The organism is Streptomyces sp. NPDC050674 (assembly GCF_040654575.1).
Classification (GTDB): domain Bacteria; phylum Actinomycetota; class Actinomycetes; order Streptomycetales; family Streptomycetaceae; genus Streptomyces.
Genome location: NZ_JBFAIG010000012.1, coordinates 200,615 through 227,187, shown reverse-complemented (window position 1 = coordinate 227,187; position 26,573 = coordinate 200,615). Strand labels below are relative to the sequence as shown.

28 protein-coding genes are annotated in these 26,573 nt (G+C 72.7%); 9 read left to right on the top strand and 19 right to left on the bottom strand.

Translation table 11 applies throughout. The annotated features are described in order from the left end of the window. The first annotated feature begins 67 nt into the window (after positions 1-67). Complete coding sequence (locus tag AB0I06_RS21560; protein WP_363120424.1) at positions 68-928, top strand: alpha/beta fold hydrolase; 861 nt, start codon at positions 68-70, stop codon at positions 926-928. Positions 929-1,021: 93 nt separating this feature from the next. On the opposite strand, the gene AB0I06_RS21555 is transcribed toward AB0I06_RS21560, so the two are convergent. After that, the gene (locus tag AB0I06_RS21555) at positions 1,022-2,053 is read right to left on the bottom strand and encodes a lytic polysaccharide monooxygenase (protein WP_363120423.1); all 1,032 of its coding nucleotides are present in this window, start codon (positions 2,051-2,053) and stop codon (positions 1,022-1,024) included. Positions 2,054-2,236: 183 nt separating this feature from the next. Here AB0I06_RS21555 and AB0I06_RS21550 point away from each other — a divergent pair, with 183 nt between their 5' ends. Next, complete coding sequence (locus AB0I06_RS21550; RefSeq protein WP_363120422.1) at positions 2,237-2,686, top strand: GNAT family N-acetyltransferase; 450 nt, start codon at positions 2,237-2,239, stop codon at positions 2,684-2,686. A gap of 30 nt (positions 2,687-2,716) precedes the next feature. On the opposite strand, the gene AB0I06_RS21545 is transcribed toward AB0I06_RS21550, so the two are convergent. Further along, complete coding sequence (locus AB0I06_RS21545) at positions 2,717-2,851, bottom strand: hypothetical protein (RefSeq protein ID WP_363120421.1); 135 nt, start codon at positions 2,849-2,851, stop codon at positions 2,717-2,719. A 139-nt stretch (positions 2,852-2,990) separates the two neighbouring features. On the opposite strand from AB0I06_RS21545, the gene AB0I06_RS21540 reads away from it, so the two are divergent. After that, positions 2,991-3,650 carry a class I SAM-dependent methyltransferase gene (locus AB0I06_RS21540; RefSeq protein ID WP_363120420.1) on the top strand — a complete coding sequence of 220 codons (660 nt, stop codon included), beginning with the start codon at positions 2,991-2,993 and terminating at the stop codon, positions 3,648-3,650. Here the strand turns inward: AB0I06_RS21540 and AB0I06_RS21535 are convergent. Continuing rightward, entirely contained in the window at positions 3,609-4,109 is a 501-nt protein-coding gene (locus AB0I06_RS21535) for a DUF402 domain-containing protein (protein WP_363120419.1), read from the bottom strand. The genes AB0I06_RS21540 and AB0I06_RS21535 overlap by 42 nt on opposite strands. Further along, positions 4,090-5,019 (bottom strand): GNAT family N-acetyltransferase, encoded by a 930-nt coding sequence (locus AB0I06_RS21530; protein ID WP_363120418.1) that lies wholly within the window; start codon positions 5,017-5,019, stop codon positions 4,090-4,092. Before AB0I06_RS21530 ends, AB0I06_RS21535 begins: the two co-directional genes overlap by 20 nt. A 71-nt stretch (positions 5,020-5,090) precedes the next feature. Here AB0I06_RS21530 and AB0I06_RS21525 point away from each other — a divergent pair, with 71 nt between their 5' ends. After that, positions 5,091-5,459: a GntR family transcriptional regulator gene (locus AB0I06_RS21525; protein ID WP_363120417.1), complete on the top strand. Its 369-nt coding sequence runs from the start codon at positions 5,091-5,093 to the stop codon at positions 5,457-5,459. Positions 5,460-5,478: 19 nt separating this feature from the next. Here AB0I06_RS21525 and AB0I06_RS21520 read toward each other — a convergent pair whose 3' ends face one another. The 7 genes from AB0I06_RS21520 to AB0I06_RS21490 all read right to left on the bottom strand — a co-directional run bounded on the left by AB0I06_RS21520 (position 5,479) and on the right by AB0I06_RS21490 (position 12,270). Beyond that, positions 5,479-6,255 (bottom strand): DUF72 domain-containing protein, encoded by a 777-nt coding sequence (locus AB0I06_RS21520; RefSeq protein ID WP_363120416.1) that lies wholly within the window; start codon positions 6,253-6,255, stop codon positions 5,479-5,481. 64 nt (positions 6,256-6,319) lie between these two features. Continuing rightward, positions 6,320-6,715, bottom strand: a complete 396-nt coding sequence (locus AB0I06_RS21515; RefSeq protein WP_363120415.1) for a hypothetical protein — start codon at positions 6,713-6,715, stop codon at positions 6,320-6,322. Between the two features lie 99 nt (positions 6,716-6,814). Then, positions 6,815-7,909, bottom strand: a complete 1,095-nt coding sequence (locus tag AB0I06_RS21510; protein WP_363120413.1) for a DUF5925 domain-containing protein — start codon at positions 7,907-7,909, stop codon at positions 6,815-6,817. 75 nt (positions 7,910-7,984) lie between these two features. Beyond that, entirely contained in the window at positions 7,985-8,785 is an 801-nt protein-coding gene (locus AB0I06_RS21505; RefSeq protein WP_363120412.1) for a polysaccharide deacetylase family protein, read from the bottom strand. Then, positions 8,778-9,767 carry a glycosyltransferase family 2 protein gene (locus AB0I06_RS21500; RefSeq protein ID WP_363120411.1) on the bottom strand — a complete coding sequence of 330 codons (990 nt, stop codon included), beginning with the start codon at positions 9,765-9,767 and terminating at the stop codon, positions 8,778-8,780. Before AB0I06_RS21500 ends, AB0I06_RS21505 begins: the two co-directional genes overlap by 8 nt. Next, positions 9,764-10,585, bottom strand: a complete 822-nt coding sequence (locus AB0I06_RS21495; RefSeq protein ID WP_363120410.1) for a glycosyltransferase family 2 protein — start codon at positions 10,583-10,585, stop codon at positions 9,764-9,766. Before AB0I06_RS21495 ends, AB0I06_RS21500 begins: the two co-directional genes overlap by 4 nt. Before the next feature lie 479 nt (positions 10,586-11,064). Further along, the gene (locus AB0I06_RS21490) at positions 11,065-12,270 is read right to left on the bottom strand and encodes a S8 family peptidase (protein ID WP_363120409.1); all 1,206 of its coding nucleotides are present in this window, start codon (positions 12,268-12,270) and stop codon (positions 11,065-11,067) included. Between the two features lie 336 nt (positions 12,271-12,606). Here AB0I06_RS21490 and AB0I06_RS21485 point away from each other — a divergent pair, with 336 nt between their 5' ends. Beyond that, positions 12,607-13,413: an SGNH/GDSL hydrolase family protein gene (locus AB0I06_RS21485; protein WP_363120408.1), complete on the top strand. Its 807-nt coding sequence runs from the start codon at positions 12,607-12,609 to the stop codon at positions 13,411-13,413. 4 nt (positions 13,414-13,417) lie between these two features. Here the strand turns inward: AB0I06_RS21485 and AB0I06_RS21480 are convergent, their stop codons facing one another. From AB0I06_RS21480 to AB0I06_RS21465, 4 genes are all read right to left on the bottom strand, one after another. Beyond that, a complete protein-coding gene (locus tag AB0I06_RS21480) occupies positions 13,418-15,085 on the bottom strand; it encodes a serine/threonine-protein kinase (protein WP_363120407.1) in 1,668 nt (555 codons plus the stop codon). Between the two features lie 112 nt (positions 15,086-15,197). Beyond that, a complete protein-coding gene (locus tag AB0I06_RS21475; RefSeq protein WP_363120406.1) occupies positions 15,198-16,796 on the bottom strand; it encodes a nickel transporter in 1,599 nt (532 codons plus the stop codon). Next, on the bottom strand, positions 16,793-18,298 hold the full coding sequence (locus tag AB0I06_RS21470; protein ID WP_363120405.1) for a tetratricopeptide repeat protein: 1,506 nt from the start codon (positions 18,296-18,298) through the stop codon (positions 16,793-16,795). Before AB0I06_RS21470 ends, AB0I06_RS21475 begins: the two co-directional genes overlap by 4 nt. A gap of 101 nt (positions 18,299-18,399) precedes the next feature. Beyond that, complete coding sequence (locus AB0I06_RS21465; RefSeq protein ID WP_363120404.1) at positions 18,400-19,932, bottom strand: DUF4331 domain-containing protein; 1,533 nt, start codon at positions 19,930-19,932, stop codon at positions 18,400-18,402. 227 nt (positions 19,933-20,159) lie between these two features. Here AB0I06_RS21465 and AB0I06_RS21460 point away from each other — a divergent pair, with 227 nt between their 5' ends. From AB0I06_RS21460 to AB0I06_RS21450, 3 genes are all read left to right on the top strand, one after another. Then, positions 20,160-20,702, top strand: a complete 543-nt coding sequence (locus tag AB0I06_RS21460) for a sigma-70 family RNA polymerase sigma factor (RefSeq protein ID WP_363120403.1) — start codon at positions 20,160-20,162, stop codon at positions 20,700-20,702. After that, positions 20,699-21,517: an anti-sigma factor gene (locus AB0I06_RS21455; RefSeq protein WP_363120402.1), complete on the top strand. Its 819-nt coding sequence runs from the start codon at positions 20,699-20,701 to the stop codon at positions 21,515-21,517. The genes AB0I06_RS21460 and AB0I06_RS21455 overlap by 4 nt, the downstream gene beginning before the upstream one ends. A 126-nt stretch (positions 21,518-21,643) precedes the next feature. Beyond that, positions 21,644-21,910, top strand: a complete 267-nt coding sequence (locus tag AB0I06_RS21450) for a hypothetical protein (RefSeq protein ID WP_030850794.1) — start codon at positions 21,644-21,646, stop codon at positions 21,908-21,910. 162 nt (positions 21,911-22,072) lie between these two features. Here the strand turns inward: AB0I06_RS21450 and AB0I06_RS21445 are convergent, their stop codons facing one another. Together AB0I06_RS21445 and AB0I06_RS21440 are read right to left on the bottom strand one after the other, a co-directional pair. Next, the gene (locus tag AB0I06_RS21445) at positions 22,073-22,855 is read right to left on the bottom strand and encodes an ABC transporter permease (protein ID WP_363120401.1); all 783 of its coding nucleotides are present in this window, start codon (positions 22,853-22,855) and stop codon (positions 22,073-22,075) included. Further along, positions 22,852-23,817 (bottom strand): ATP-binding cassette domain-containing protein, encoded by a 966-nt coding sequence (locus AB0I06_RS21440; protein ID WP_363120400.1) that lies wholly within the window; start codon positions 23,815-23,817, stop codon positions 22,852-22,854. The genes AB0I06_RS21445 and AB0I06_RS21440 overlap by 4 nt, the downstream gene beginning before the upstream one ends. A 63-nt stretch (positions 23,818-23,880) precedes the next feature. Between AB0I06_RS21440 and AB0I06_RS21435 the strand changes: the two genes are divergently transcribed. Further along, complete coding sequence (locus AB0I06_RS21435) at positions 23,881-24,597, top strand: TetR/AcrR family transcriptional regulator (protein WP_363120399.1); 717 nt, start codon at positions 23,881-23,883, stop codon at positions 24,595-24,597. Here the strand turns inward: AB0I06_RS21435 and AB0I06_RS21430 are convergent. Then, positions 24,594-25,748, bottom strand: a complete 1,155-nt coding sequence (locus AB0I06_RS21430) for a type ISP restriction/modification enzyme (protein WP_363120398.1) — start codon at positions 25,746-25,748, stop codon at positions 24,594-24,596. The two genes, AB0I06_RS21435 and AB0I06_RS21430, sit on opposite strands and share 4 nt — an antisense overlap. A 26-nt stretch (positions 25,749-25,774) precedes the next feature. Further along, entirely contained in the window at positions 25,775-26,524 is a 750-nt protein-coding gene (locus AB0I06_RS21425) for a GntR family transcriptional regulator (protein WP_363120397.1), read from the bottom strand. Positions 26,525-26,573 lie beyond the last annotated feature (49 nt).

Sequence of the window (26,573 nt, the reverse complement as noted above, 5' to 3'; positions counted from 1 at the left end):
TCCTCGTGATCCGGATCACAGGGCGTCGTGCCGCCGCACCTCCCTTGAGCCGCAAGGAGATCACTCGATGCTGCCCTGGAAACGAGCGCTCAGACCCCTGGCCGCGCTGCTGCTGACCGCAGTGGCCGTCACCGTCCCCGCCACCACCGCCCAGGCCTCCGGCGCCCCGGGCTCCGGCTGGAACGACTACTCCTGCAAGCCGTCCGCCGCCCACCCCCGCCCGGTCGTCCTGGTCCACGGCACCCTCGGGAACTCCGTCGACAACTGGCTGGGCCTCGCCCCCTACCTCCGGGTCCGCGGTTACTGCGTCTTCTCCCTCGACTACGGGCAGGTGGAGGGCGTCCCCTTCTTCCACGGCCTCGGGCCCGTCGAGAAGTCCGCCGGGCAGCTGAAGGACTTCGTGGACAAGGTGCTCGCGGCCACCGGCGCCGCCGAGACCGACGTCGTCGGGCACTCCCAGGGCGGCATGATGCCCCGTTACTACGTCAGGTTCCTCGGCGGAGCCGCCAAGGTGAACGCCCTGGTCGGCATCGCCCCCAGCAACCACGGAACCGACCTGAACGGCTTCACCCACCTGCTGCCCTATTTCCCGGGCGCCGCGGACCTGCTGACGAAGAACACCCCCGCCCTCGCCGACCAGGTGACCGGCTCCGCCTTCCTCGCCAAGCTCAACGCGGGCGGCGACACCGTGCCCGGCGTGCGCTACACCGTCATCGCCACCCGGTACGACGAGGTGGTCACGCCCTGGCGCAGCCAGTACCTGAGCGGGCCGGACGTGCGCAACGTCCTGCTCCAGGACCTCTGCCCCCTCGACCTCTCCGAGCACGTGGCCGTAGGGCTGCTCGACCGGGTCGCCTTCCACGAGGTGGCCAACGCCCTCGACCCGGGGCGGGCCGAACCCACCACCTGTGCGTCGGCCTTCGAATGACACGTGCCACCCATTGACACGTGTCGGGGAAACGTTTCGGGGCCTGTCCGGCCTGAGCCGCCGGACAGGCCCCGGGTCAGGGGGCGGTGGGGGTCAGCGGCCGTGCCGTCCGGCGCTCGCCGTCCGGCGCCGGGCCGACAGGAACAGGGCCGACGAGCCGAGCGCCAGCGTGGCCGCGCCGCCGACCGCGAGGTAGGCGGTGCCGCTGTCGCCGCCGGTCTCGGCCAGGTTCCCGGTGGCCCCGGCCGCCTTCGGCCGGTTGGGCGTGGGTGCGGCGGCCGCCGGCCGGTCCGCGGTGTCCTCCTCCCCGTCCCCGGACGTGCCCTCCGGCTCCCCGGTCTCCTCCTCGGGGGCCGCGGCCGGCTCCGCCGAGGTGCCGGGGTCGTTGTCTCCGTGTCCGTGGTGCTCGATCGTGGACTTGCCGTTGCCCTCCTCGATCTGCTCCTCGGTGGGAGCGGAGGCGGTCGGCGCCGGGGCCGCGCCTTCCGCGCCGCCGAAGCTGACGTCCGAGCAGGAGTAGAACGCTTCCGGACTGTCCGACCGCTGCCACACCGCGTACAGCAGGTGCTTGCCGGAGCGCTGGGGCAGGGCGCCGGAGAAGGTGTAGAAACCCCCGTTGGCGGCCGGGTCGGTGGACGTCGCCACCGGCTTCGCCAGGTCCAGGTCCTTCCAGGCGAGCGGCTTGGCCGGGTCGTAGCCGGGCTTGGTGATGTAGACCGTGAAGGTGCCCTTGTGCGGGGCCGTCACGCGGTACTTGAAGCTGTACGGGCCGCTGCGGACGCCGGTCGCCGGCCAGTCGGCGCGGGCCAGGTCGAGGCCCTTGAACGCGGCGTTGCCCGCGCTGCAGAGCTTGCCGTCGGGGATGAGCCGTTGGTGCCGGCCCCCCGCGTCGCCGATGCGGACGCCGTTCCAGTCGTAGAGGGCCTGGGTGCCGCCGGCCGCGACGGCCGCCTTGCACGCGGCCGACTTCGGGCTCTCGGGGCCCTCGGCGTAGCACTGCGAGACCCGGCTGACCGGGTCGCCCATCGAGCCGTGCGCGGCGGCCGGGGCGGTGGCCAGCGCGGTCAGGGCGAGCGGGAGGCCGCCGAGGGCGGCGACGGTGGCGGCCGTGCGGCGTGCGGGCATGCGGGAACTCCTCGAAACGGTGCGGCGGACAGGGGCCGGGCCCGAGAGGGCCGGATCCCGTGGGGTGGTTGCGAAGCTAGCCGCTCGGAACCGGGAAATCGCCTGCTCGGGGCGGGTGGAGGAGATCCTTATGGCCCGCTTAAGGGAGTGTTCGGACTGGCATCAGGTAGGTACCGTCACGGCATGGCGGACGAGGAGATCCGGCCGGCCGGCGCCGCCGACGTACCGGTCGTCGCGGAGGTGATCGACGCGGCCTTCCGGCCCTACATCGCGCGCATCGGGCGCGTGCCGCAGCCGATGCGGGAGGACCACGCGGCGAACGTGGCCGCGGGCAAGGTGTTCGTGACGGGCGACCCGGTGACCGGGCTCGTCGTGGTCGAGGCGTTCGAGGACCACCTCTTCCTCGACACCATCGCCGTCCACCCCACCGCGCACGGCGGCGGAGTGGGGCGGCGGCTCCTGCGGTTCGTGGAGGCACACGCGCGTGCGCTGGGGCTGAGCGAGATCAGGCTCTACACGAACGCGCTGATGTGGGAGAACCAGAAGATCTATCCGAGATACGGCTACGAACTGGTGGAACGCCGCGTGGAGGGGCCCTACGACCGCATGCACTACCGCAAGCGGCTGCTCTGAGGCGTGCGTCTCATGACCGGCACCGGCCGCTCAGGCGTCCGGCCACCAGGTGCGTGCGATGTCCTTGCGGACCTCGGGGCGCCCGGCCGGGCGCTCGTCGGCCTCCTCGCGGACCCGGCGGCCGTCCGACTTCTTCAGGGGCTTCTGCACGGTCACACGGCGCATGGCTGCCTCCTTAAGGGTCTACCGGGTTCCGCGTTCTCACGGAGGTAGACCTTTCGGGGGAGGGTTACTCATCGCTCCTGGTCTGTCAGTGGCGGCAGTCACGATCCGGGTGTCAGTGGCGGGTGTCACTCTTGGGCCCATGACGAACGACAGGCAACCCTCGGACGGCTCCGACGTGGACTGGGACGCCCGGGCCGCCTCCTTCGACGAGGAGCCGGACCACGGCCTGCGCGACCCCGAGGTGCGCCGGGCCTGGGCCGGGCGGTTGCGGGGCTGGCTGCCGGGGCGCGCGGGCGACGTCCTCGATCTCGGCTGCGGCACCGGCAGCCTGTCACTGCTCGCGTCCGAACAGGGACATCGCGTGACGGGTGTCGACCTCTCCCCGGCGATGGTGACGCTCGCGCGGCAGAAGCTGGCCGGCCGCGACGCGGTGTTCCTCGTCGGGGACGCCGCGTCACCGCCGGTCGGGGAGCAGGGCTTCGACACCGTGCTCGTCCGGCACGTCCTGTGGGCCCTGCCCGACCCCGGCCGCGCCCTGCGGCACTGGCGGGGGCTGCTGCGGCCGGGAGGGCGGCTCGTGCTGGTCGAGGGCGTGTGGGGGAGCGTCGCGCCGGTCGGCATACCGGCTGAGCGGCTCACCGGCCTGCTCGCCCCGGTCGCCGGGCGGGTGCGCGTGGAGCGCCTCTCGGACGACCCGCTGCTGTGGGGCGGCGAGGTGACGGACGAGCGGTACGCGGTGGTCGCCGAGGTCCGCTCGTCAGGCCAGGAGCGCGGTGAACCCGCCGCCGCGGGCCAGTGACTCCAGCTCGTCGAGCGCGGCCAGGGCGGACCGGGCCGCCTCCGGGTCCGTCTCGCCGAGACCGCTCTCGGCGAACTCGTCCTCGTCCAGGCGCCGTACGTCGGCGCCGTCCGCCGAGCGCCACAGGTCCAGGTCGAGATCCTCCACGACCAGCTCCGGACCGGTGCGCCGGGCGGGGCGGGTCACGTCGCAGTACCAGCCCTTCAGCACCCCCGTGGCCGACCGGACCTCCTTCACGGCGTACCAGCGGTCGCGCCAGTAGTGCTCCGTGAAGACGTCCCCGGGCTCGAAGCGGACGAACCCGAAGTCGCGGACGCCGGAGCCCGCCCAGGGCGCGCGCAGGGCGACGCGCGTGCCGTCGTCGGCCAGCAGCTCGCCGGTGTAACGGATCTTCGTACGGCCCGCCTTGACGAGGACGACGTCCAGTCGGGCGGACGCGTCAGCGGAGTTCGCGGACATAACGCACCTCCTTCGCGCAGAACTCGTAGCCGAACCACTTGTTGATGGCGATCATCGGCTCGTTCCCGGTGTCGTTGCCGGTGAAAGCCTCCGTGTACCCCGCGGCGCGGGCGCGGTGCAAGGAGTCGTTCTTGGCGAGCTTCGCCAGGCCCCGGCCGCGGAAGGCGCGGGCGGTGCCGGTCATGGCGGTGCCGTAGCGCCAGGCGCCGTCGGTGTGCGCCACGCTGAAGGCGGCCGGGCGGCCGTCGACGAGCACGACGGTGGTCAGGTCGCGGTTCAGCAGTGGGTGCTTCCAGTGCTCGTCGAGCCAGGCCTCGTAGTCCGTGAACGCCACGTCGATGTCGCTCGGTTCGTCCGACGAGGTCTCCGCGTCCAGTTCGAACAGCGGGCGCGGGTCGTCCGCGAAGCCGGCGGCCGTGCGCAGTTCGACGCCCGCCGGGGGGTCCTGGCGGGGCGGCAGGGTGCCGGCCGCCAGGTCGAGACGCAGGAACCAGGCGGAGCGGCTGGCCCGGAAGCCGTGCCGCTCGGCGAAGGCGCGGTTGTCCGGCTCGTCCAGCACCCAGGCGAACAGCTTCGTGACACCCAGGCGTCCCAGGCGCTCCTCGGCGGTGCGCAGCAGCAGCGAACCGGCGCCGCGGCCCCGGTGGCCGGGGCGCACATAGATGTTGGCGGAGCCCTGGCCGGGTTCCGGGCTGTCGTGGGCGACGGAGACCTGGGCCGTGCCGATGATCTCACCGGCCTCCTCGGCGACGAGCTGCCCGAAGTGGGCGTCCGGATGTGCGTGCGTCAGAGTGTGCACCACGGACTCGGGTGTGGAGAGCATGTACGGAAGGGCGAGCCGGCGGGTGGTCGAGAAGCCCTCGGCGTCGGCTCGGACGCCGGGGCGGAGGTCGCGCACGATCACGGTCATGGAGGCGCACGTTACGCGGGGACCCGTCCCGGGTGCCTCTCATTTTCCGTCGGGTGCGCGACAATCGGCCTGTGACCTTGAAGATCGACATCGACGACAGCGCTCCGCCCTACGAGCAGGTGCGGGCGCGGATCTCCGAGCAGGCGCGGTCCGGCGCGCTGCCGGTGGGGTACCGGCTGCCGACCGTGCGGGGGCTGGCCGAGTCGCTGGGCCTCGCCGCCAATACGGTCGCCAAGGCCTACCGGGCGCTGGAGGCGGACGGGGTGATCGAGACGCGCGGCCGCAACGGCACCTTCGTGGCCGCCGCCGGCTCGGCGGCGGACCGCGAGCTGGCCACGGCCGCACAGGCCTACGCGGAGCGGGCCAGACGGCTCGGGCTGGGGGAGGACGTGGCGCTCGCCGCGGTCCGCGACGCCCTGCGGGCGGCTCACGCCGAGTAGGGGGCCCCGGCCCGGCGCCTCAACCGGAGGGCTGCGTAAGGCGCTGCGGTGTCCGGGTGATGTCCAGCCCCGCCGACCTTCCCGCCCGTGCGAAGGCCATCGCGTCCTCCACCGCGGCCCCGCCCGGGTCGTTGTTGAAGTACGTGTAGACGTCCTCGCCGCCGGGCCAGGTCGTGGCGATGCGGTCGAGCCAGGTGGCCAGGGAGCGCCGGCCGTAGCGGGGCCAGGGCCGGGCGCGGCCCTGGTGGAAGCGGACATAGCCCCAGTCGGCGGTGCGCCACAGCGGCGTGACCGGGCGGGCCAGTACGTCGGCCCAGCACAGGGCGGCGCGCCGGGACTCCAGGACCCGGCGGACCTGCGGCGTCCACCACGAGTCGTGGCGCGGCTCGACCGCGACCCGGGTCGAGGCCGGGAAGCAGGCCAGACACGCGTCCAGCAGGCCCGGGTCGGCGCGCAGGGTGGGCGGCAGCTGGAGGAGGACCGGGCCCAGGCGGTCGCCGAGGCCCGCCGCGTGGCTCATCAGCCGGTGCACCGGCTCCTCGGGGTCCTTGAGCCGTTTGATGTGGGTCAGATAGCGGCTCGCCTTGACCGCGACGACGAAGTCCCCGGGCACCCGCCCCCGCCAGTCCTCGAAGGTCTCGCGGGCCGGCAGCCGGTAGAAGGCGTTGTTGATCTCGACGGTGGCGAAGTGCCCCGCGTACTCCTCCAGCCAGAGCCGCATCGGCAGCCCGGACGGGTACAGGACGTCCCGCCAGTCCTTGTACTGCCACCCGGACGTGCCGACGAACAGGGTCATATCCCCATCAAAGCACCACGCGCCCCGAAGGGCGGCAGGAGCGGCCCGGTCCTCCGGGCCCCCGCTACGCGTCCCTACGCGTGTGGAAGCGGTAGAACAGCAGCAGGAAGACGCCTGCCGTGACCAGCAGCGTCGTGATGACCACCGGACGCGGGTCGTCGCCCGTCTGGCTGTAGAGGAAGCCCAGAGCGGCGCCGGCGAAGACGGCCCGGAGCAGAGCGTGCAGGGCGTGCAGCTCGCGCCTCAGGCGCCGGGTCACCTGCACCAGGGCGACGCAGACCGCCACGAAGGCGAACGCGCTCCACACCCCCCACGCCAGATCCGAACCGGTGATCGGGCCGCCGTGACGCCGGTTCACCGCCACCCAGTTGCCGTAGACGACACCGAGGACGACGGGCAGGACCCACCGCGCGAGGCGGTGGGCGGGTTCGCTGAACACGGTGGGTGCCGTATGTGCCATCAGGCCTCCTCAGTCCCGGCGCAGCGCGGTGCCGCCGCCGCGCACACCCTGGCACGCCCGGGTAACAGGGAGGTGAGAGGCGGTTGTGTGCGCACCGGGCTACAGGTACAGCCCCGCGTCCGCACCCTCACGCGGCTCCGGCAGGGCCGTCGGGGACGTGCCCCGGCGCAGCGCGTACAGCTCCGCAAGGGTCGCGCCCTCGCGGCCGACGCCCTCCTCGTGCCCCAGCCAGTTCACCGCCTCCCGGCGGGTCAGCGGGCCGACCTCGATCCGGGCGAGGCAGCGGCCGGGACGGACCACGGCCGGGTGCAGGCGCTCCAGGTCCTCGTTGGTCGTGACCCCGACCAGGACGTTGCGGCCCTGGCCGAGCAGGCCGTCCGTCAGGTTCAGCAGCCTCGACAGGGCTTGGCCGGCGGTGTGTTTGGCCTCGCCGCGGATCAGCTCGTCACAGTCCTCGAGGAGCAGCAGCCGCCAGCGGCCCTTGCCCGTCCCGTCCTCCTCGCCGATGGCGATGTCCATGAGGTAGCCGACGTCCGAGAACAGCCGCTCGGGGTCCAGGACGCAGTCCACCTGGCACCAGTCCCGCCAGGAGCGGGCCAGCGTCCGCAGCGCCGAGGTCTTGCCGGTGCCCGGCGGGCCGTGCAGCAGCAGGAGACGGCCCGCGATGTCCTCGGGGGTCGTCTTCATCAGGCGGTCCATGGCGTCCGCCACCGGCGCGGTGTAGTTGGGGCGGACCTCGTCCCAGGTGCCCGCCGCGATCTGGCGGGTGGTGCGGTGCGGGCCGCGGCGCGGGGAGACGTACCAGAAGCCCATCGTGACGTTCTCCGGCTGCGGTTCGGGCTCGTCCGCCGCGCCGTCCGTGGCCTGGTCGAGGATCTTCTTCGCCAGTTCCTCGCCGGTCGCCGTCACCGTGACGTCGGCACCCCGGTTCCAGCGGGAGACCAGCAGCGTCCAGCCGTCGCCCTCGGCGAGGGTAGCGCTGCGGTCGTCGTCCCGGGCGGCGCGCAGCACCCGGGCTCCGGCCGGGATCAGGGTCGCCCCGGAGCGGACGCGGTCGATGTTCACCGCGTGGGAGTACGGCTGCTCGCCCGTCGCGAAGCGGCCGAGGAACAGCGCGTCGATGACATCGGACGGGGAGTCGGAGTCGTCGACGTTGAGCCGGATCGGCAGCGCCTCGTGCGGGTTACCAGACATGCCGCCATGATCCGGCACGGGAGCGCCGCGTGCACCCGGTTTCCGGGTGCACGCGGCAGGGAACTCCCGCGCAGGTCAGCCCGCGGAGCGAACGACCAGCCGACGTGCCTGCCGGGCCCTGCGCAGCACGGCGTACCCCTTGGTCAGGGCACGGTCCCCGGCGAACGAACGGGCGAGGGCACGGCCTTCGATCAGCCGCTCGAACTCCTCGGCGTCCGTGCTGCGGCGCACCGTAACCCGCCGCAGGGCGTACGGCCCCTGCGCCCGGCGTGCGAGGCCGTTGCCGACCGCGAGGGCCTGGGCCCAGCCCGTCTCGCGCACCGCCTGCCGGACCCGGCGGCTGGAGTAGCCGTAGGGGTAGGCGAACGAGGCCGGCACAGGCCCCAGTTGGTCCGAGATGATCTCCTTGCAGTGGATCAGCTCGAACCGCAGCGTGGCGTCGGAGACCTGGTCGAGCTGCGGATGGCTGTGGCTGTGCCCGCCGATCTCGACGCCCGCCGCCGCGAGTTCGCGGACCTGGTCCCAGTCCAGCATGGTGTCCAGACCGCCCCCGGTGTCGTACGGGCCCCTGAGCCACCCGGTCGAGACGAACAGGGTGGCCGGGAAACCGTGCTTGGCGAGCGCGGGGAGGGCGTGCCGGTGCACGCCCTCGTAGCCGTCGTCGAAGGTGATGAGGACCGGCCGCCCGGGCAGCGCGCGGCCGGAACGCCAGCACGCCGCCAGTTCGGCCGTGGTCACCGGTGTGAACCCCCGGTCGGCGAGGACCGTCAGCTGCTCGGCGAACGCCTCCGGGGTCACCGACAGGGCGCGCGTCGCCTCGTTCGGGTCGGTCGCCACCGCGTGGTACATGAGGATCGGGACGCGCACGTCACTCACGGGCCGTCACCTCCACCTCCGGCACCCGGAACGTGGTCCCGCCGCGGCGCGCCCGGACACTGCCGACGACGTAGCCACCCGCCGCCGTCAGCACCCCGGCCACGATCGCGCCCGCCCGTCCCGCACCGCCCGGCCTGGCCAGCAGGGCGTCCCGCAGCCCCCGGGCCACTCCGGCCGGCAGGACCCGGGTGGCGTACCGGCGCTCGGACTCCAGTCCCTTGCCGGCTCCGACGCTGCGCGCCACCAGAGCCTTGGACAGGCCCTCGGCGTAGGCGCGGGTGCGGAAGTAGCGGAAGTGCTCCCGGATCTCGGGCACCCGGTGGTGGATGACCGCCCGGTCGTCGATCAGCAGGACCGCGTCGGGCCTGGCGCGGCCGAGGCGGATGCACAGTTCCGTCTCCTCGCAGCCCAGCGGGCGTTTGTCGCCGTCCCGGCCGATGCCGGTGGCGAAGCCGCCCGCCGCGTCGAAGGCACTGCGGCGGAACGAGGCGTTGCCGCCGAGCACGTTGCGCACGCGCACGCGGCCGCGGGGCAGGCCCCGGTAGGTGCAGCCCACCACCCAGTCGAACTCCTCCGGGAACCATGGCGGCCGCCGCCCCGACGCCCAGACCGGCACCGTACGCCCGCCGACCGCCATCACCCGCGGATCGTCGTACGCCTGGGCGAAGTGCCGCAGCCAGTCGCGCTCGGCCACGGCGTCGTCGTCGAGGAAGGCCACGATCTCGCCGCGGGCCGCGGCGATGCCGGTGTTGCGGCCCGCGGACAGGCCGCGCGGGCCCGCGTTGGCCAGCACCCGCACGTCACCGGCCTCCTTGTACTCCTTGCCCAGGCGGTCCAGGAGCGTCTCGTTGTGGTCGACCACCAGCAGCGTCTCCAGCGCGGGCCGCGACTGCGCCCGCACCGAGGAGACCGCCGCGAGGATGTCCTCCCAGCGGTCCTCGGTGTACGCGCAGATCACGACGGAGATGCCGGGACCGCTCAAGACACCTCTCCCCGCATCGCGGCCGGCATCCCCGACCGGGACGAACGCCGGCGCAGCGCACGGCGGTTGGAGCGCTCCTGGAGGATCACCCGCAGCACGCGCAGCCCGTCCCGCACCGCCCGCAGATTGCTGACGCCGTGGATGCGCAGGTACTCGTGGCTCGGGATCTCCTGCACCTTGAGCCCGGCCTTGACGACCCGGATGTTCATCAGGGTCTCGACCTCGAAGCCGGTGCAGTCGAGGTCGATCTTGTCGAGGCAGTGCCGCCAGAACGCGTTGTAGCCGTAGCACAGGTCGGTGTAGCGGGCGCCGAACTTGCGGTTGACGGCCGTGCACAGGGCCCAGTTGCCGAGCTTGCGGATGAACGTCATGTCGTCGGTGCCGCCGCCGTTGGCGAAGCGGGAGCCCTTGGCGAAGTCCGCGCCGGAGACCAGCGCGGAGACGTAGGACAGGATCTCCCCGCCGTCCGCCGAGCCGTCCGCGTCGATCATCACGATGATGTCGCCGGTGCAGGCCTGGAAGCCGGTGATCAGAGCGTCGCCCTTGCCCTTGCCGCGCTGCTCGACGACCTTGACCTCGGGCCACAGCTCGCGGGCCACGGCGACGGTGTTGTCGGTGGAGTTGCCGTCGACGAGAACCACTTCGTGGATCCAGTCGGGCAGGGTCTTGAAGACGTACGGAAGGTTCTCCGCCTCGTTCATGGCCGGGATGACCACGCTCACCGGTGGCGCTATGGCCAGGTGCGAGGAGACGGGCCGGTACTTCCCGGCGGTCGGCGGATGCGGGTCCGTCGCGGCCGGCTGCAGTACGGAACTCATGAGTCTGGTCCCTCTCGTCCGGTGGACCGCCCCCCCAGGGCAGTCCGGATCCAGTCCGGTTCGAAAGGGGGGTTCTCACCCGGGGCAGGCCGAGATGGAGCTTCGGCACGCCGGGTGAGCTGGCAAAGCTGACCGGCCGCGGAAAAACGGCAGCCGACCGCGCGGCACGGCCCGGAGACAGTTGCGGTCACCGAGCACGGCACCCCCCTACCGCGCCCCGCGCCGGTTCGTCGCGGTCCTTGAGCCCTCCCCTAGAGCCGCGTACTGACGGACCGATGCGGGTGAGATGTACGACGGTATTGATGATTGAACCCGTATGGCAAGACCTGGAACGGCCTCTCACGTTTTTGTTGGTTTGGTCGTTGTGGCAGACATTTTGTGTGACGCAAGTTGCGAGTTCCCGTCACATAAACATGCGTTCCCCGGAGGCGATCAGGGCCTCCGGGGAACGCGTGTTCAAGTGCTGGTGCGGGCGTCGGTCACTGCACGATCTGAAGCAGCCGGTTCGGCGAGCCCGAACCCGCGCTGGTGACCTTGCCGGTGACGGCGCCGTTCACCAGGGCCGTGGCGACCTGGGCCGGGGTGGACGAGGTGTGGCCCGCCAGGTAGACCGCCGCCGCGCCCGCGACGTGCGGGGTCGCCATCGAGGTGCCGGAGATGGTGTTGGTCGCGGTGTCGCTGGTGTACCAGCCGGCCGTGATGGAGGAGCCGGGCGCGAAGATGTCCAGGGCGGAGCCGTAGTTGGAGTAGCTCGCCTTGGCGTCGGTGCTGGTGGTGGCGCCGACCGTGATCGCCTCGGAGACCCGGGCGGGGGAGGACGAGGAGGCGGTGGTGCTGCTGTTGCCCGCGGCGACGGCGTACGTGACGCCGCTGGCTATGGAGTTGCGGACGGCCGTGTCCAGGGTGGCGGAGGCGCCGCCGCCGAGCGACATGTTGGCGACCGAGGGGCCGGAGTGGTTCTGCGTCACCCAGTCGATGCCCGCGATCACGCCGGCCGTGGTGCCGGAGCCGCTGTTGTTCAGCACTCGGACGCCCACGATCTTCGCCTTCTTGGCGACGCCGTAGGTCGAGCCCGCGATCGTGGTGGCCACATGGGTGCCGTGGCCGTTGCCGTCGGAGGCGGTGATGTCGCCGTCGACGGCGTCGTAGCCGTACGAGGCACGGCCGCTGATCTGCTGGTGGGTGATGCGCACACCGGTGTCGATCACATAGACCGTCACACCGCTGCCCGCGCTGTCCGGATAGGTGTAGGTGCCGGACAGCGGGAGCGAGGCCTGGTCGACGCGGTCCAGGCCCCAGGGGGCGTTCGTCTGGGTGGCGGCGAGCGTGACGCGCTGGTTCTGCTCGACGGTGGCCACCGCCGGGTCGGCGGCGAGTTGCCTGGCCTCGGTGGCGGAGAGGGTGGCGGAATAGCCGTTCAGCGCCTTGCCGAACGTCTTGTCGACCGAGCCGCCGTACTCCTTCACCAGGTCCTTGCCCGCGGCCGAGGACGCCTTCAGGCCCGCGCTCTTCTTGAGCGTGACGAGGTAGCTGTCCTTGATCGCGGTCGGTGAGTCCGCAGCGAGCACCCGGCCCTCGGCGGGTGCGGCCTGGGCGGGAAGCGTGGTGAGCCCGCCCATGAGGGCGGCGGTCGCCAGTGAGGTGAGTGCGGCGAACCCGAGTCTCTTGCTACGCAGTTGTGCCATTACGAGGGAGTCCTCCTCTAGGCGGCGCGCGCCTGGGTGGGGCGCGCGTCAAGTGGGGGATGTGCGCGTGGCCGCGCACACAGGCCGGGGAGCGTCGCGTTCCGCTCCCGGCCGGAGTAAAGCGTCGGCCAACTACCGGCGTGGAACAAGAGAGTTGAGCATCAGTCAACAAACCTGTCATGGGCACGTAACAAGAGGGTCCGTCGCGTAACAAGAGGCGTGGGGAACGCGCCAGGAATCCGGGGAGGGGCCGAAAAAGCTTGGCATGGACACTTCCTGTCAACACGCGTAGCTGCTACGACGGTTACGGCAGAGATCCTGCTAAAGGGAGGTTCCATGAGACGTTCCCGACTTGTCGTCCTCGTGAGCTCGCTCCTCCTCGCCGTCGGCACCGCCCTCACCGGGGCCGCGACGGCGCAGGCGTCCTCACTCGCCGCAACTGGCGGCTATGTGGCCCTCGGTGACTCCTACTCCTCCGGAGTCGGAGCCGGCAGCTACATCGCTTCCAGCGGCGACTGCAAGCGCAGCACCAAGGCCTATCCCTACCTCTGGGCCGCCGCCCACTCACCCTCCACCTTCGACTTCACGGCCTGCTCGGGCGCCCGAACGGGTGATGTTCTGGCGAGTCAGCTCGCCCCGCTCAGCGCCTCCACCGCCCTCGTCTCCCTCAGCATCGGCGGCAACGACGCCGGCTTCGCCGACGTCATGACGACCTGCGTGACCCAGTCCGACAGCTCCTGCGTCTCCCGCATCAACACCGCCCGGGCGTACGTCGACTCCACGCTGCCCGGCAAACTCGACAGCGTGTACACGGCGATCCGCTCCAAGGCCCCCACGGCCCGGGTCGTCGTCCTCGGCTACCCCCGCTTCTACAAGCTCGGCACCACCTGCCTCGGCCTGTCCGAGACCAAGCGCAAGGCCATCAACGACGCCTCCGACCACCTCAACACCGTCATCGCGGGGCGGGCCGCCAACCACGGCTTCGCCTTCGGTGACGTCCGCACCACCTTCACCGGCCACGAGATCTGCTCCGGCGACTCCTGGCTGCACAGCGTCAGCTGGCTCAACATCGGCGAGTCGTACCACCCGAAGGCCCCCGGCCAGTCGGGCGGCTATCTGCCGGTGCTCAACAACAACGACTGACCGCTCAGCCGGAGCCCGACTCCGAGTTCGATTCAGAGTTCGACTCGGAGTCCGACTCCGGATCCGTGCCGGAAGGAGAAGGGGAGGCCCCGCCCGACGGGGTCTCCGTCTCGCAGGTCACCGAGAACGGCACCGACTCGGACGTCGTCCGCACCGGCTCGCGCACCTCGACGCTGATCTCGTTCTCGAACCTTCCGGTCTTCTCCTGGGTCGTCACCCGGATCGTGTCCCGCTTCGCACGGCCACCGCCCTCTGCGAACGACAGCGTCTTCCAGCCCCCGTCCAGTACCTGGCCGTCCCGCGTCACCCAGCGGTAGCTCACCTCGGCCGGCAGCCGCCCCACCGTGAGCGTCGCGGTGAACTCGGGCGCCTGGGCGTTCGGTGGCGGGCACGTCCCCGCGTAGTCCGTGCGCCGCCCCTGGAGGGTGACCCGCACCGACTGCGCCGGCGCACTGCTCTGCTTCGACTCGCTCGGCGTCGGCGACGGGCTGGACTTCTCCGTCCCGGTGTTCCGGGGCGGGCTCTTGGTCGCGGTGGGCGTACTCTCCCCGGCGCCCTGGTCATTGCCGTCGGAGCCGTCCCCGTTGTTCAGCAGCGCGTACGTCAGTCCGCCCACCGCGAGCGCCAGCGCGATCACGCCCGCGACCAGCACCCGGCCGGGCCGGCGGTCCCGGTGGTCCCGGTGGTCCCGGTCGGGTCCGGTGGCGGGCGTGGCCGCGCCCGTGCCCTCGCCGAAGGCCGCCGAGCGCCCCGGGAACGGCATCGGGGGCGTCGGCGCGGGTTCGTGACGACCCGCGACCGGCGGCGGGAAGGGAACCGCCCGTGTGGTGTCCGCGCTCGGCGCGCCGCCCGCGGCGACGACCCGCAGGTCCTGCTCGGCCCGCTCGGGCGGCAGCCGCTGCTCCGGGTCCTTGCGCAGCAGCCCCTCGATCACCGGGGCGAGCGGACCGGCCCGGTACGGCGGCGGCAGTTCCTCGTCGACGATGGCCCGCAGCGTGCTCAGCGGGGTGTCGTGACGGAAGGGCGAGTGGCCCTCGACCGCCGCGTACAGCAGCACCCCGAGCGACCACAGGTCGGACTCCGGCCCCGGTGTACGGCCCAGCGCCCGCTCCGGGGCGAGGAACTCGGGCGAGCCGATGACCTCCCCGGTCATGGTCAGCGCCGAACTGCCCTCGACCATGGCGATGCCGAAGTCGGTGAGCACGACCCGGCCGTCGTTCGAGATCAGGACGTTGGCCGGCTTCACGTCGCGGTGCAGCACCCCGGCCTCGTGCGCGGACCGCAGCGCGGCCAGCACCTCGGCGCCGACGTGCGCGGCACGCTGGGGTGCCATCGGGCCCTCGGCGTCCAGGATCTCGGCCAGGGAGAGGCCGCGGACCAGTTCCATGACGATCCACGGCCGTCCGTCGTCCGTCGCCACGTCGTACACCGTCACGACATTGCGGTTGGTGACCCGGGCCGCCGCCCAGGCCTCCCGCTCCAGCCGCGCGTACATCCGCCGCACGTCGTCGCCCGCCAGCCCGGCCGGCGCACGCACCTCCTTGACGGCGACCTCGCGGTGCAGCACCTCGTCGCGGGCGCGCCACACCGTGCCCATACCGCCCTCGCCGAGCGGTGCCAGGAGCCGGTAGCGGCCCGCGATCACACGCTCATGGCCCGGTTCTTCGAACACGGCGCCCCCATTCGCAGCCGGGCGAAATCTCCATGAGTGGTCTTTTCCCCATGAGGTCGGTTTTCCTCACGACGTCCGCCGTTCGTCGCGTCCGCTGCTTCTCGAACGTAACTCAGCCGAGTGCGGATGCCGCCCCCTTGAACACGAGTCCGGCTCCGAGGACCACCACGGCGAAGGCCGAGCCGAGGGGTGCGGTCCGGCGCACCAGGGCCGCCACCGGGCCCGCCGTCCAGCGCGGGCGACGGTCCAGCAGCCGGGTCATGCCGCTGCCCGCCTTGACGACGGCGTACCCGGCGGCCGTGAGGGTGAGCGCCAGTCCGACGCCGTAGGCGACGACGAGCAGCAGACCGAACCAGGCCTGCCCGAGTGCCGCCGCCCCGACCAGCACCACCACGGCGGACGGGCTGGGCACGAGCCCGCCGGCGAACCCCATGAGGACGGTGCCGCGCAGGGTGGGGGCGACGGGGTGGCTGTGGGTGGAACCGCCGTGGGTGTGCTCGACGGTGTGGGGGTGGGAGTGGGAGTGATCGTGCGGGTGGTCGTGGTCGTGGTCGTGGTCGTGGTCGTGGGCGTGGTGGTGATCGTGACTGTGCTCGTGCTCGTGCTTGTCGTGGGTGTGGCTTCCGTGGCTGTCATGGTGGCCGTGATGATGACCGTGCGGGTGGTGGCCGTGCGCCCGGTTGCGCAGGGCCCGGCGGAGCAGGCTCGCGCCCGCCAGGGTCACCAGCAGACCGCTGGCGACACCGAGCCAGGCGATCACCGAGGGCGCCGCCGCCGAGCCGGCCGTGACCAGCAGGCCCAGGGCGACCACGCCCAGGGTGTGGGTGACCGTCACCGACGCCGCCATGGGCAGGACGTCCTTCATCCGGGCCTGACCGCCCCGGGCCGCCGCCGTCGCGGCCATGATGGTCTTGCCGTGGCCCGGGGCGAGCGCGTGCATGGCACCCAGGACGACGGCGATGAGGAGGGCCAGCGCGGCGAAGCCGGCCGTGAGGTCCTGGCGGGCGACCAGGTCGTCCAGGGCACGCGTCCAGCGGTCCGCGCCGCGCGGCAGCACGGAGGCCGCGGGGGCGTCCGACTCCTCCTCGGCGAGGGCGGCGCCGCCGGGGCGCACCCGCAGCGCGGCCGACGCGGTGTCGGCCGGTGAGGACAGCAACTCCTCCGGGTAAAGCGTCAGTTCGCCCGATACCGACTTCTCCGGCACATCGGAAGCGGCGAGCGTCATACGGTCGCCCCGAGCCGTGATCTCCCGCCAGCCCGGGCCACCGGAGGCACCGGCGCCACGGAAGCCCAGGCTCAGGGTCTTCTCGTCCGAGGGGAGAGGAGCGGTCAGCTCGCACTCCACCCGCAGGGTGTCGAGCCCCGCCTGCCCGGGCCGCACGCGCGCGTGGCCGCGCTCGGCGGTGAGGGCGACCCGGCGTCCGCCGACGCTCGCACGGCTGTCCTCGGCGGCCGTGGCGCACCGTTCGCGGGCCCAGCGGTCGATGCCCAGCCGCTCGATGTCCGGCTTCGCCTGCGTCGCCGGGATCTCGGCGAGGTCCTCCACATGGTGGACCCGCAGTTCACCGGGGGCGGCGACCAGGCCGTCGTAGCGGTTGACGGTGAAGTTGCCCAGCGGGTGGGCGCTCGCCGTGGCGGCGGGCAGCAGGGTGAGCGCGCAGGCGGCCGTGAGGACGGCGGCGCCGGACGCGAACAGCCGGCGCAGGGTCACCGGTTGCCCTCCAGGTCCTTGAGTGCGGCACGGGCCTCGCGCGCGCCGAGGGGCGAGAAGCCGGGGTTCAGGTCCAGCGCGGCCTTCAGGTGCGTGCGCGCCGCGCCTTCGTCACCGGTGGCGCGCTCGATGACGCCCCGGTGGTAGAGGAAGACGGCGTTGCGGTAGCCGGTGGCGGTCGCCCGGCGGGCGTACGGCAGGGCCTCCTCGTCGCGGCCGTTGACGTGCAGGGCCCACGCGAGGGCGTCGGCGGTGTGCACGGTGTGGCGGCGGTCCCACTCGGCGCGGGCGGCGCGCAGGGCCTCCTTCTCGTCGCCGTGGTCGGCGGCGGCCATCGCCGTGTCGAGGTCGACGTTGACCCCACCGGCGCGGGCGAGGGCGGTCCAGGCGTCGACGAGGGCGTACTGGTCGCCGGCCTTCGCCCGGTCGCCGTGGTCCTCGTACAGCTCCCCGAGGGCGACGAGCGGGCCGGGCAGCGGGAACCGGGTGACGACCTGCTCCAGCCCCTGCACGGCGGCGGTCCGGTCACCCCCGGCCGCCTGGGCGCGGGCACGGCCCTCCAGGGCGGGCAGATACGTGTCGTCGGCCGCGAGGGCACGGGCGTAGTGGCCGAGGGCGGTCTTGTACTCACCCTGGTTCCACGCGAGTTGGCCCAGGGCGGTGGCGACGTACGCGATGTCGGCGGGCGCGTTCGCCGAGTCCAGGGCGCGCTCCAGCACGGCACGCGCCGTGCGGACGTCGCCGCGCAGCTCGCGCACGTACGCGTACCGCGTGAAGGCGGGGACGCCCGGGCGGCGGTCGTCGGCGGTGTCGGCGGCCTCGGCGGCGTCGTCGTACCGGCCGAGTTCGACGAGGGCGTCGATACGGGTGCACAGGGCGCGTTCGTTGTAGGGGTTCTGCCCGAGCGCGCGGTCGGCGTACGCCAGGGCGCCCGGGAAGTCGTGCCGGGCGGCGGCGAGGGCGGCCCGGCCGGCCAGGGCCTGGTCGTTTGCGGGCTTCAGCGCCAGGGAGCGCTTCAGGGCGCGTTCGGCCTGCGGGTAGCGGGAGGGGTCGCCCTTCGTCCGGGCCTGCTCGACGTAGGCGACGCCGAGCGTGGCCCAGCTGCCGAAGTCCCTCGGCTGGGCGCGCAGATGCTTCTGCAGGGACGCGATGCCGGCGTCGAGGTCCCCCCGGGCCAGATCGCCGGGCGAGAGTGCCCCGGCCGCGGACACGGCGGCGACGCCGGTCCCGCGGTCCCGCACGCCCCCGACGGCGATGGCCCCGCCCGTGACGGCGACCGCCAGCAGCACGGCGCACCCGGCCAGATGCAGCCCCCGCCAGCGCCGGCCCCCGTCGGCGGCCCGCCGCAGCGCGGCGACCCGCTGAGCAACGCCGGGCCCGAGGCCGGAGTCGCTCCCGGTGTCACCTTCCCGCTCCCCGGTGCACCGGGGTTCCGGGTCCGTCGACGGCGCGCGGTCGTCGTCGCGCCTCTCCGGTGTGCTGTCGGTCGTACGCGCAGGCATGACCTCTCCTCGTCGGATGGGGTGGGTGCGGCGGAGGGGGGCGCGGCCCGTCGCCGTGGGGGCCGGGGGACGGGCCGCGCCGGTCGGGGGAGCGGAGCGGGTCAGTACGCCCGGTTCCGCATGCGGCGCCACCACATCAGGGCCGCGCCGATCAGGACGATGCCGCCGGCACCGGCCCCCGCGGAGGCGGCCATCAGGCCCATGTCGTCCGAACCCTCGGCGCCTGCGGGCTGGAGCGCGTCGCCGAGCTGGCTGCGGACGTCGTTGCCGCCGTCCACGCCCTTGGCGAGCGGGCCGCGTGAGCCTTCCGTCGGCAGGGCGACGTACGGGAAGTACTTCTCGAACTTCTTGTCGTTCTTGTCGACCGCGTCACCGAGGTCGTTCTTCGCGCCCAGCAGCTCACCCTCGACGACCTGGAGCGAGGCGTCGATGACGTCGTCGGTCAGGCGACGGCCGTTCGGGAAGCCCGCGTTGTCACCGTCCAGGACACCGAGCCGCTTGGGCTTCGCGGCCGGCTTGATGGACGTGTTGAGCCGCAGCTGCTCCGACGGCGTCACGTGCGGGGGCTGGTTGAGGTCCTTGACGCCCTTGAGGAAGACGTCGACCAGGTCGTTGCGCGGCTCGGCCGGCGCCGGGATCTTGTAGATCGCCTCGATGAGCTTGGGCAGCTCCGGGTTGGTGACGTTCTTCAGGAACTGCGCGTCGTCCCGCGGCGCGGACGCGTTGAACTTGTCCTTGTCCTTCAGCGGGTTGACGACCTCGTTGACCAGCGGGTTGCCCAGGCGCGAGACCTGCGAGAAGTAGCCGCGGGCGTTCTTGCGCTGCGTCGTCGACCAGACGCCGACGACCGGCTGCTCGTGGGACTCGGTGATGAAGCTGTTGGGGACCTGGAGGGCGATCGAGTTGACGTTGTAGCCCTTGAGGGTGTCGTTGCCGACCTCGGAGAGGTTCCCGCCGTACAGCAGGTCGAAGACGCGCAGGTCCAGGAAGAACGGGTCGTCGGCCTGCCCGGCGAACGTCTGGGCGCCACCGGCGAGTTTGTGCACCGCCTGCGCGCGCAGGGCGCCGTAGTCGGGCATCGACGCCTTGCCGACGTTCGACGGCGCCACCGGCACGTCGTCGGCGACCTTGGTCTTCGACACGGCCTTCAGGTGCCTGAGCTTGATGAGCTCGAGGTCGTACGTCTGCGTGATGTTGAGATCGGGGTCGTCGAGGCTCTCGACCGGGCCCGTGTTGTAGAGGAACGTCTTGTCGTTCTTCGTGTGCGTCTTGAAGGTGTACCGGAACACCAGGTCTTCCTGCGCGTCGCCGTTGCTGTCGATGCGCAGGTCGTACTGGGCGTCCTCGGCGAACGGGAAGAAGTTGGGCCCGCCGGCCGGCTCCTCGAAGGGGATCCAGTTCGCGACGATGGTCGTCGTGTCCGGCTTGTCCGGGCTGACGAACGCGTACACGTCCGTGTTGTCGTACTGCGGGGTCCCCGAGATGAGCGGGGCCTCGCGGTGGCTGGAGGCGGAGGCCGCCTCAGGTTCCAGCGCTGTCACACCGGCGGCCGCGAGCCCGCCGGTGGCCAGCGCGCCACAGATCACGGTCGCGATGCTCGCGCGTCCCGCACCGGTCCTGGAGATAGGTGTCATGCCGTCCGTCCTCCGTGCCAACTTGCCTGACACACGCCATTCGGAGCGGTCGGCGAAGCGGATTGGTCGAATCTCAAACGTTCTTACGGCGAGCAGGGGAAGTTGTTTCATCGCCGGGCCACCCGCGTTTTCGGCGCGCCGATCCGTAACTCCTGCCGGAGGTGTGTGCGTTGCGAATGCCTCGTGTGAGGGGACAGGCCCGGTGCGGCCTCGGGAAGGGGGACCGAGTGGAGGCGGACGAGCTGCTGCTGCGCGTGGCGGGCGGGGACCAGCAGGCCTTCGAGGACTTGTACGGACTGGTGTCCGGCCCCGTGTTCGGACTCGTACGGCGTGTGGTGCGCGACCCCGCCCAGTCGGAGGAGGTGGCGCAGGAGGTGCTGCTCGAACTGTGGCGGTCGGCGGCGAGGTTCGACCCGGGACGGGGCAGCGCGATGTCGTGGATCCTCACCCTCACCCACCGCCGTGCCGTCGACCGGGTGCGCAGCGCCCGCGCGGCCGGGGAGCGCGAGCAGCGCGAGGCCCTGCGCGCGAACCAGCCCGCCTTCGACCAGGTCACCGAGGAGGTCGAGGCCGGACTCGAACGCGAGTGGGTGCGCCGCTGCCTGGACCGGCTCACCGTCCTGCAACGCCAGTCGGTCACCCTCGCCTACTACGAGGGCTACACGTACCGTGAGGTGGCCGAGCAGCTCTCCCTGCCGCTCGGCACCGTCAAGACCCGCATGCGCGACGGGCTGACCCGCATGCGCGAGTGCCTGGGAGGTGTGGCATGAGCCTCTTCCGCCGCGAGGATCCGCACTCGCTCGCCGCGCCCTACGCGCTCGACGCCCTGGAGCCCCCCGAGCGGGTCCGCTTCGAAAGGCACCTGAGGAGCTGCGGCCGGTGCGCCGCCGAGGTGCGCGCCCTGGGCGAGGACGCCGTCCGGCTGGCCTGGTCGACGGCCGCCCCGGCCCCCGCCGCCCTGCGTGACCGGGTCATGCTCGCCGTACGGACGACGCCGCAGGACCCGGCGCCGCAGGGCGCGGCGCGTGAGCCGGCCCCGGCGCGTGCGACGCAGCTGCCGCCGCACGTGTGGGGCGCGCAGCCGCCGCCCCGGCAGCGGCAGCGGCGCCGCGTCCCGCTGTTCGTGCCCTTCGCGACGGCCACCGCCGCCGCGGCCCTGGTCGTCGCCTCGCTGTTCGCCGTGCAGGCCGACCGGGCGCAGGACCGGCTGACCGCCGAGCAAGATCGGTCACGTGAGATCGCACACGTTCTGGCGGCTCCGGACGCCCGCGCGAGCAGCGGCCGGGACGTGCGGGGCCGGACCATCGGAGTGGTCGCTTCCGCCACGGAGGGGAGTGCGGTGGTCACCCTCGGCGGATACGGTGCCCCGCCGGGCGGCCGCGTACACCAGTTGTGGCTCATGCGTCCGGGCGCGCAACCGCGCTCCCTGGGCCTCTTCGAGGGCGACACGCCCCTGGTCGCGACGGATCTCGGAACCTCGTCGACGTCACTGGCCGTGACCGTCGAGCCCGCCGGGGGATCGCCGCGGCCCACTACACAGCCGATCGTCCAACTCGCCCTGAAATCTGTTGGATTCGGAGAGTAGTCGAAGACACATCGTCAACCCCCTTGTGGGGAAGGTGAATCCTGTGACCGCGATACACGCGTGCCCGGACGGGGCGATAGGGTTAACCTGCCCGGGCCGGGTGGACTCGTACGGGTGGGGAGTGACATGGATCAGATAACAGTGCGCAGCAGGGCGAGGGTCCCTGCGATCACCTGCGGGAGCAGCGCGACCAGTTCGCGCCTCGACCGCCACCTCTCGGTGCTGGGCGGTCCCGCCGTCCCTCAGCGGGAGACGGTCGAGGCGACATCGCTGATGCGGGAACTGACCGCGCGTCAGCCGCACGACCGCAGTGGCAGGGGTGCCCGCGTGCGTCGCGTCTCGCTCTTCGCGCCGCTGCGCCGGCTGCGCCGCTCGCTGTTCGGCAGCAGGTAGGGGCCCGCGCTCGGGCGGTCACACCGCCCTTCGGCGCAGCGCTGCGACACCCGTCGTCCGTCACCCCGCGGCACGCAGCGGCGCCAGGTGTGTTCCCGAGCGCGGCACGCCCTCTGTCGGTGCCTCATCCCCGCCCGGCAGTGACCGGGGGCGTACGTCCGCTCACCGCTCCCCGTGCGCGTACCGGCGCACGGCCAGTGGTACGAACACCCCGAGCAGCACGGCGCACCACATGAGCGATCCCGCGACGGGATGGGCCACCGGCCAGGCCGCCCCGTCCGGCACGGGCGCGTTGCCCAGAAGGTCACGCAGGGCCGTGGCCACCGCGCTGATCGGATTCCACTCGGCGACCGTCCGCAGCCAGCCCGGCAGCCCGCTCGTCGGGATGTACGCGCTGGACAGCAGCGGCAGCAGGAACGTCGCCCCGCCCAGCTGGCCGGCCGCCTCCTCGTTGCGGGTGAGCAGGCCGAGGTAGATCCCGGCCCAGGTGCACGCGAACCGGAACAGCAGCAGCAGCGCGAACGCCCCCACCGCCGCCGGCGGGCTCCCTTCGACCCGCCAGCCCACGGCGAGCCCCACCAGCAGGAACGGCACCGTCCCCACGGCCGTGGCCACCAGGTCCGCCGCGGCCTGCCCCAGCGGAACGGCCGCCCGGCTCATCGGCAGTGTCCGGAAGCGGTTCATCACGCCCCGGTGCGTGTCCACGGCCGCCTGGAACATGCCGGTCATGATCCCGCCCGAGGCGGTCGCCACCAGCAGGCCCGGCACCAGGAAGGACCGGTAGGCCTCGCCCGGCACCGCCAGCGCGCTGCCGAAGACATAGCCGAAGAACAGCAGCATGCTGATCGGCATCGTCTGGGTGAGGATCAGCAGCCCCGGGTTGTTCCGCATCCGCAGCAGCTGGCGTCCCAGCATCGCGGTCCCGTCGTACGCCAGCATGCTCATGCGGCACGCTCCTTCTCGTCGGTCGTCCGGGTCGTGGTCCCCGTCAGACGCAGGAACACGTCGTCGAGGGTCGGTCGGCGCAGGCTCACGTCCAGCAGCGGCACCCCCGCCGTGTCCAGGGCGCGCACCAGCAGCGGGATCGTGAGCGTCGGGTCCTTGCTGACCGCGGCGACGGCGTGGCGCTCGTGGTCGAACGACGGCTGCGCGCCCGTCAGCCGGTCGAGCACGGCCGCGGCCTCCGTGAGGGCGTCCCCGTGCGCCACCACGACCTCGGCGTGCGCCCCGACCAGGGACTTGAGCTGCTCCGGGGACCCGGTGTGCGCGACCCTGCCCCGGTCCACCAGGGCGATGTCGTCGGCCAGCTGGTCGGCTTCCTCCAGGTACTGGGTGGTGAGCAGCACGGTCGTGCCCTCGGCGGTCAGGCCGCGCACCACGTCCCGGATGAGGGTGCGGCTGGCGGGGTCGAGGCCGGTCGTCGGCTCGTCCAGGAACAGCACGTCCGGGCGGCGGATGAGGCTCGCGGCGAGGTCCAGGCGGCGGCGCATGCCTCCGGAGTAGGTGGACGCGGGGCGGTCGGCCGCCTCGGTCAGGCCGAAGCGGTCCAGGAGCTCCGCGGTCCGGCCGGCCGGGCCGCGCACCCGGTGCAGCCGGCCGAACAGCTTCAGGTTCTGCCGTCCGGTGAGGTCCCCGTCGATCGAGGTGTCCTGCCCGGTGACGCCGATCCGGTCGCGCACGGCGGCGGCCTCGCGGACGAGGTCGTGCCCCGCGACCCGGGCGGATCCCGCGTCCGGCCGCAACAGCGTCGTCAACAGCCGTACGGCCGTGGTCTTTCCCGCGCCGTTCGGTCCGAGGACCGCGCAGACCGTCCCCTCGGCGACGGCCAGGTCCAGCCCGCGCAGGGCGTGCACCCGACCGAACCGCTTCTCCAGACCTTCACTAAGTACAGCGTACGTAGAAGTCATGGCAGGACCATAGCGCACTACGTACGCTGTACGTAACTAGGATGGTGGCCGAGGTGATGATCGATGGCGGGCCGAGCGGCCGTACCCGAAGTGATCTGGGCGCGCCCCGAGCGCACCGGCCGAGGGCCGAAACCGGCGTTCACCCGTGCCGACATCGCGGCGGCGGCCGTGCGGATCGCCGACGCGTCGGGGCTCGAAGGGGTCACCATGCGCCACGTCGCCGCGGAGCTGGGCTGCGGCACGATGTCGCTGTACAACTACGTCCCCCGCAAGGAGGACCTGTACGAGCTGATGATCGACGCCGTCGGCGCCGAGCACGAGATGTTCGAGCCCACGGGCGACTGGCGCGCCGACATGCTCCGCAACGCGGAGGAGACGCGCGCCATCATGTACCGCCACACCTGGGTGCCGCGCCTGATGCCCGGGGTGTTCGGCTTCAGCCCCAACACCTTGCGCTACCTGGAGCACTGCCTGGCCTGCCTGGAACCGCTTGACGCGCCGGGCGGCACGAAGACCGAGCTGATCGCCCTGCTCAACGGTGTCGTGACGACGTACACCGGCAACGAGATCGCGACCGCCGAACGCGCCCGCTCCACGCCCTGGTCGGCGGAGGAGGAGACCGCGGTCCGCATGGCCTACCTGGGCGGCCGGATCGCCACCGGCGCGTATCCGCGGCTGGCCGCGGCCTTCATGGAGCAGAGCGGGCCGGTCGATCTGGAGGCGGTGTTCCGGCGGGCGCTCGAACGCGTCCTGGACGCGTTCGATCCCGACCTTCGCTAGAGCAGCGCCAGTTGCCCCTCGGGGCCCTCCTCGGGCTCCTCCAGCACCGACGCCGGCCGGCGGGCCGTGTCCGGTACCGGCAGGACGCCCGCCGCGCGCAGCTCCGCCGAGGTGACCGGGTCGGGGATCTCCGGCTCCGCCAGGGGGCCGAGTTCGGCCAGGAGTGTGAGGACGGTGATCAGCTCCAGCAGCTCCGACGTCCAGGGCTGGGGCCAGCTCACCGGCCGGATCGCCGCCAGCGTGCCCGGCTCGGGGACGGCCACGCGGGCGGCGAACCACTGCTCCAGGACGCGGACTCCGCCCACCTCGAAGTCCCAGGCCTGCGGCGGCACCGGCGAGATGCGCCCGTCGTCCAGGAACAGCGCCTCCTCGTCCCGGTCGTAGCGCAGCGCCACGGGCCGGGAGGGCAGCGGGGCGCGGACGTAGGGGCGTCGGCCGCCGGGCAGTTTCGGGCGCTCGCCGTCGCGGCGCATCAGCCACAGCAGCCGGTGGCCCACCTCCAGACCCTGCTCCCACGCACCGGCGTCCCCGGTGAGCGGGACGCCGAGGTCCGGGCGGGCCGTGGCGACGATCCAGGCCAGTACGTCCAGCGGCTCCGGAGTGCCGCCCAGGCGCGTGCCGAGGTGTTCCAGCAGGCCCGGGGCCAGGTTCGGCTCGCGACCGCCCGGGCGGCGGAACAACGGCCGGACACGGCCGGGGCGGAGCAACGGGAGCAGCGAGGTGACCAGCAGGGGCGGCTCGGTCACGGGCGCTTCCACCAGGAAGACCTGCCGCTCGTCCGCCACCCGCCACAGTTCCGGGCGGGCCGCGTCGATCAGCCGCTGGTCGGGGATCAGCCACTGCTCGTCGTAGGGCGCGAGCAGGACGCGCACCGGCTCCGGGCAGGGTCCCGAGGCGCGCGCCAGCCTCTCCGTGCCGCTGTCCGCCCGGCCCGGCAGGCGGCCGACGGCCGTGTGCAGCGTGCGGGAGCGGGTCGGCTCGAACAGGGCGGCGCGGTCGGGTCCCTCGGCCTTCACCAGGGCGTCCCAGCGGGCCTTCAGGGACGCCGAGTCGGGCGCCGCCGGCCAGCTCCGGCCGAGCCGCGGAGGTGCCACGGACCACGGCATGAGGTCCGCCAGCGCCGGAGCGTCGTCGTGCGTCACGCAGGGCATCGTACGACCTGCCGGCCGGGGGCGGGTCAGGTGGCGTCCAGGGTCACCGTGAAGGAGAACCGGTCCCCGCGGTAGTGGATGACGGCCACGTCCAGGGGGCGCCCCTCGGCGTCGTACGTCACTCCGGTGTAGTGCAGGATCGGGCTGAGCAGGGGGACTTGGAGCAGCTTCGCGGTCTCCGGGTCGGCCAGCCGCGCCTCCACCGTGTCCGTGATGCGGCTGATGTCCGCACCCACCACGTCCCGCAGCACCTTCGTCATGGGCCAGCGGACGAGGTCGTCCAGGTCGATCCGCGCGGCCAGTTCGGGCCGGACGTAGTTGCGGGCGTGGTTCGTCGGCTCGCCGGTCTTCTCGTCGCTGCGCAGCCGGTGGTACGTCGCGACCTCCCGTACGTCCGGGAAGAACTCGGCGAGTTCGCCCGGCACCGGGACGGAGCCGTGATCCAGCAGGTCGGTCGTCATGCCCGACTGCTGGGCCACGATCGCGTCCACCGAGCCGAGCAGGCGCACGGGGGAGCCCCGGCGCGCGTCCGGCTCGATGAACGTGCCCCGCCGGCGGTGGCGCGAGATCAGCCCCTCGTCCTCCAGCTCCTTCAGCGCCTGCCGCATCGTGAGCACGCTCACGCCGTAGTGCCCCGCCAGCTGCTCCTCGGTGGGCAGCCGCAGCGGGTCCCGGGGCGAGCGGCCGAGGATCGAGGCGCGCAGCGACTGCGACACCTGGTACCAGAGCGGCAGCTTGCGGTTCAGGACGATGGAGTCCGGGGCGAAGGAGGTCACGGGCCATCCGTACCGGTAGGAAATGATCGCTGCAAGGGGGTGCCGGCGG

What these genes read in the sequence shown, in the direction of transcription:
- AB0I06_RS21555 (WP_363120423.1), bottom strand. Translation starts at nt 2,053, where the DNA reads ATGCCCGCACGCCGCACGGCCGCCACCGTCGCCGCCCTCGGCGGCCTC.
- AB0I06_RS21520 (WP_363120416.1), bottom strand. Translation starts at nt 6,255, where the DNA reads ATGACCCTGTTCGTCGGCACGTCCGGGTGGCAGTACAAGGACTGGCGG.
- AB0I06_RS21465 (WP_363120404.1), bottom strand. Translation starts at nt 19,932, where the DNA reads ATGACACCTATCTCCAGGACCGGTGCGGGACGCGCGAGCATCGCGACC.
- AB0I06_RS21445 (WP_363120401.1), bottom strand. Translation starts at nt 22,855, where the DNA reads ATGAGCATGCTGGCGTACGACGGGACCGCGATGCTGGGACGCCAGCTG.
- AB0I06_RS21455 (WP_363120402.1), top strand. Translation starts at nt 20,699, where the DNA reads ATGAGCCTCTTCCGCCGCGAGGATCCGCACTCGCTCGCCGCGCCCTAC.
- AB0I06_RS21545 (WP_363120421.1), bottom strand. Translation starts at nt 2,851, where the DNA reads ATGCGCCGTGTGACCGTGCAGAAGCCCCTGAAGAAGTCGGACGGCCGC.
- AB0I06_RS21560 (WP_363120424.1), top strand. Translation starts at nt 68, where the DNA reads ATGCTGCCCTGGAAACGAGCGCTCAGACCCCTGGCCGCGCTGCTGCTG.
- AB0I06_RS21515 (WP_363120415.1), bottom strand. Translation starts at nt 6,715, where the DNA reads ATGGCACATACGGCACCCACCGTGTTCAGCGAACCCGCCCACCGCCTC.
- AB0I06_RS21430 (WP_363120398.1), bottom strand. Translation starts at nt 25,748, where the DNA reads ATGCCCTGCGTGACGCACGACGACGCTCCGGCGCTGGCGGACCTCATG.
- AB0I06_RS21440 (WP_363120400.1), bottom strand. Translation starts at nt 23,817, where the DNA reads ATGACTTCTACGTACGCTGTACTTAGTGAAGGTCTGGAGAAGCGGTTC.
- AB0I06_RS21535 (WP_363120419.1), bottom strand. Translation starts at nt 4,109, where the DNA reads ATGTCCGCGAACTCCGCTGACGCGTCCGCCCGACTGGACGTCGTCCTC.
- AB0I06_RS21435 (WP_363120399.1), top strand. Translation starts at nt 23,881, where the DNA reads ATGGCGGGCCGAGCGGCCGTACCCGAAGTGATCTGGGCGCGCCCCGAG.
- AB0I06_RS21510 (WP_363120413.1), bottom strand. Translation starts at nt 7,909, where the DNA reads ATGTCTGGTAACCCGCACGAGGCGCTGCCGATCCGGCTCAACGTCGAC.
- AB0I06_RS21540 (WP_363120420.1), top strand. Translation starts at nt 2,991, where the DNA reads ATGACGAACGACAGGCAACCCTCGGACGGCTCCGACGTGGACTGGGAC.
- AB0I06_RS21495 (WP_363120410.1), bottom strand. Translation starts at nt 10,585, where the DNA reads ATGAGTTCCGTACTGCAGCCGGCCGCGACGGACCCGCATCCGCCGACC.
- AB0I06_RS21485 (WP_363120408.1), top strand. Translation starts at nt 12,607, where the DNA reads ATGAGACGTTCCCGACTTGTCGTCCTCGTGAGCTCGCTCCTCCTCGCC.
- AB0I06_RS21450 (WP_030850794.1), top strand. Translation starts at nt 21,644, where the DNA reads ATGGATCAGATAACAGTGCGCAGCAGGGCGAGGGTCCCTGCGATCACC.
- AB0I06_RS21530 (WP_363120418.1), bottom strand. Translation starts at nt 5,019, where the DNA reads ATGACCGTGATCGTGCGCGACCTCCGCCCCGGCGTCCGAGCCGACGCC.
- AB0I06_RS21490 (WP_363120409.1), bottom strand. Translation starts at nt 12,270, where the DNA reads ATGGCACAACTGCGTAGCAAGAGACTCGGGTTCGCCGCACTCACCTCA.
- AB0I06_RS21470 (WP_363120405.1), bottom strand. Translation starts at nt 18,298, where the DNA reads ATGCCTGCGCGTACGACCGACAGCACACCGGAGAGGCGCGACGACGAC.
- AB0I06_RS21550 (WP_363120422.1), top strand. Translation starts at nt 2,237, where the DNA reads ATGGCGGACGAGGAGATCCGGCCGGCCGGCGCCGCCGACGTACCGGTC.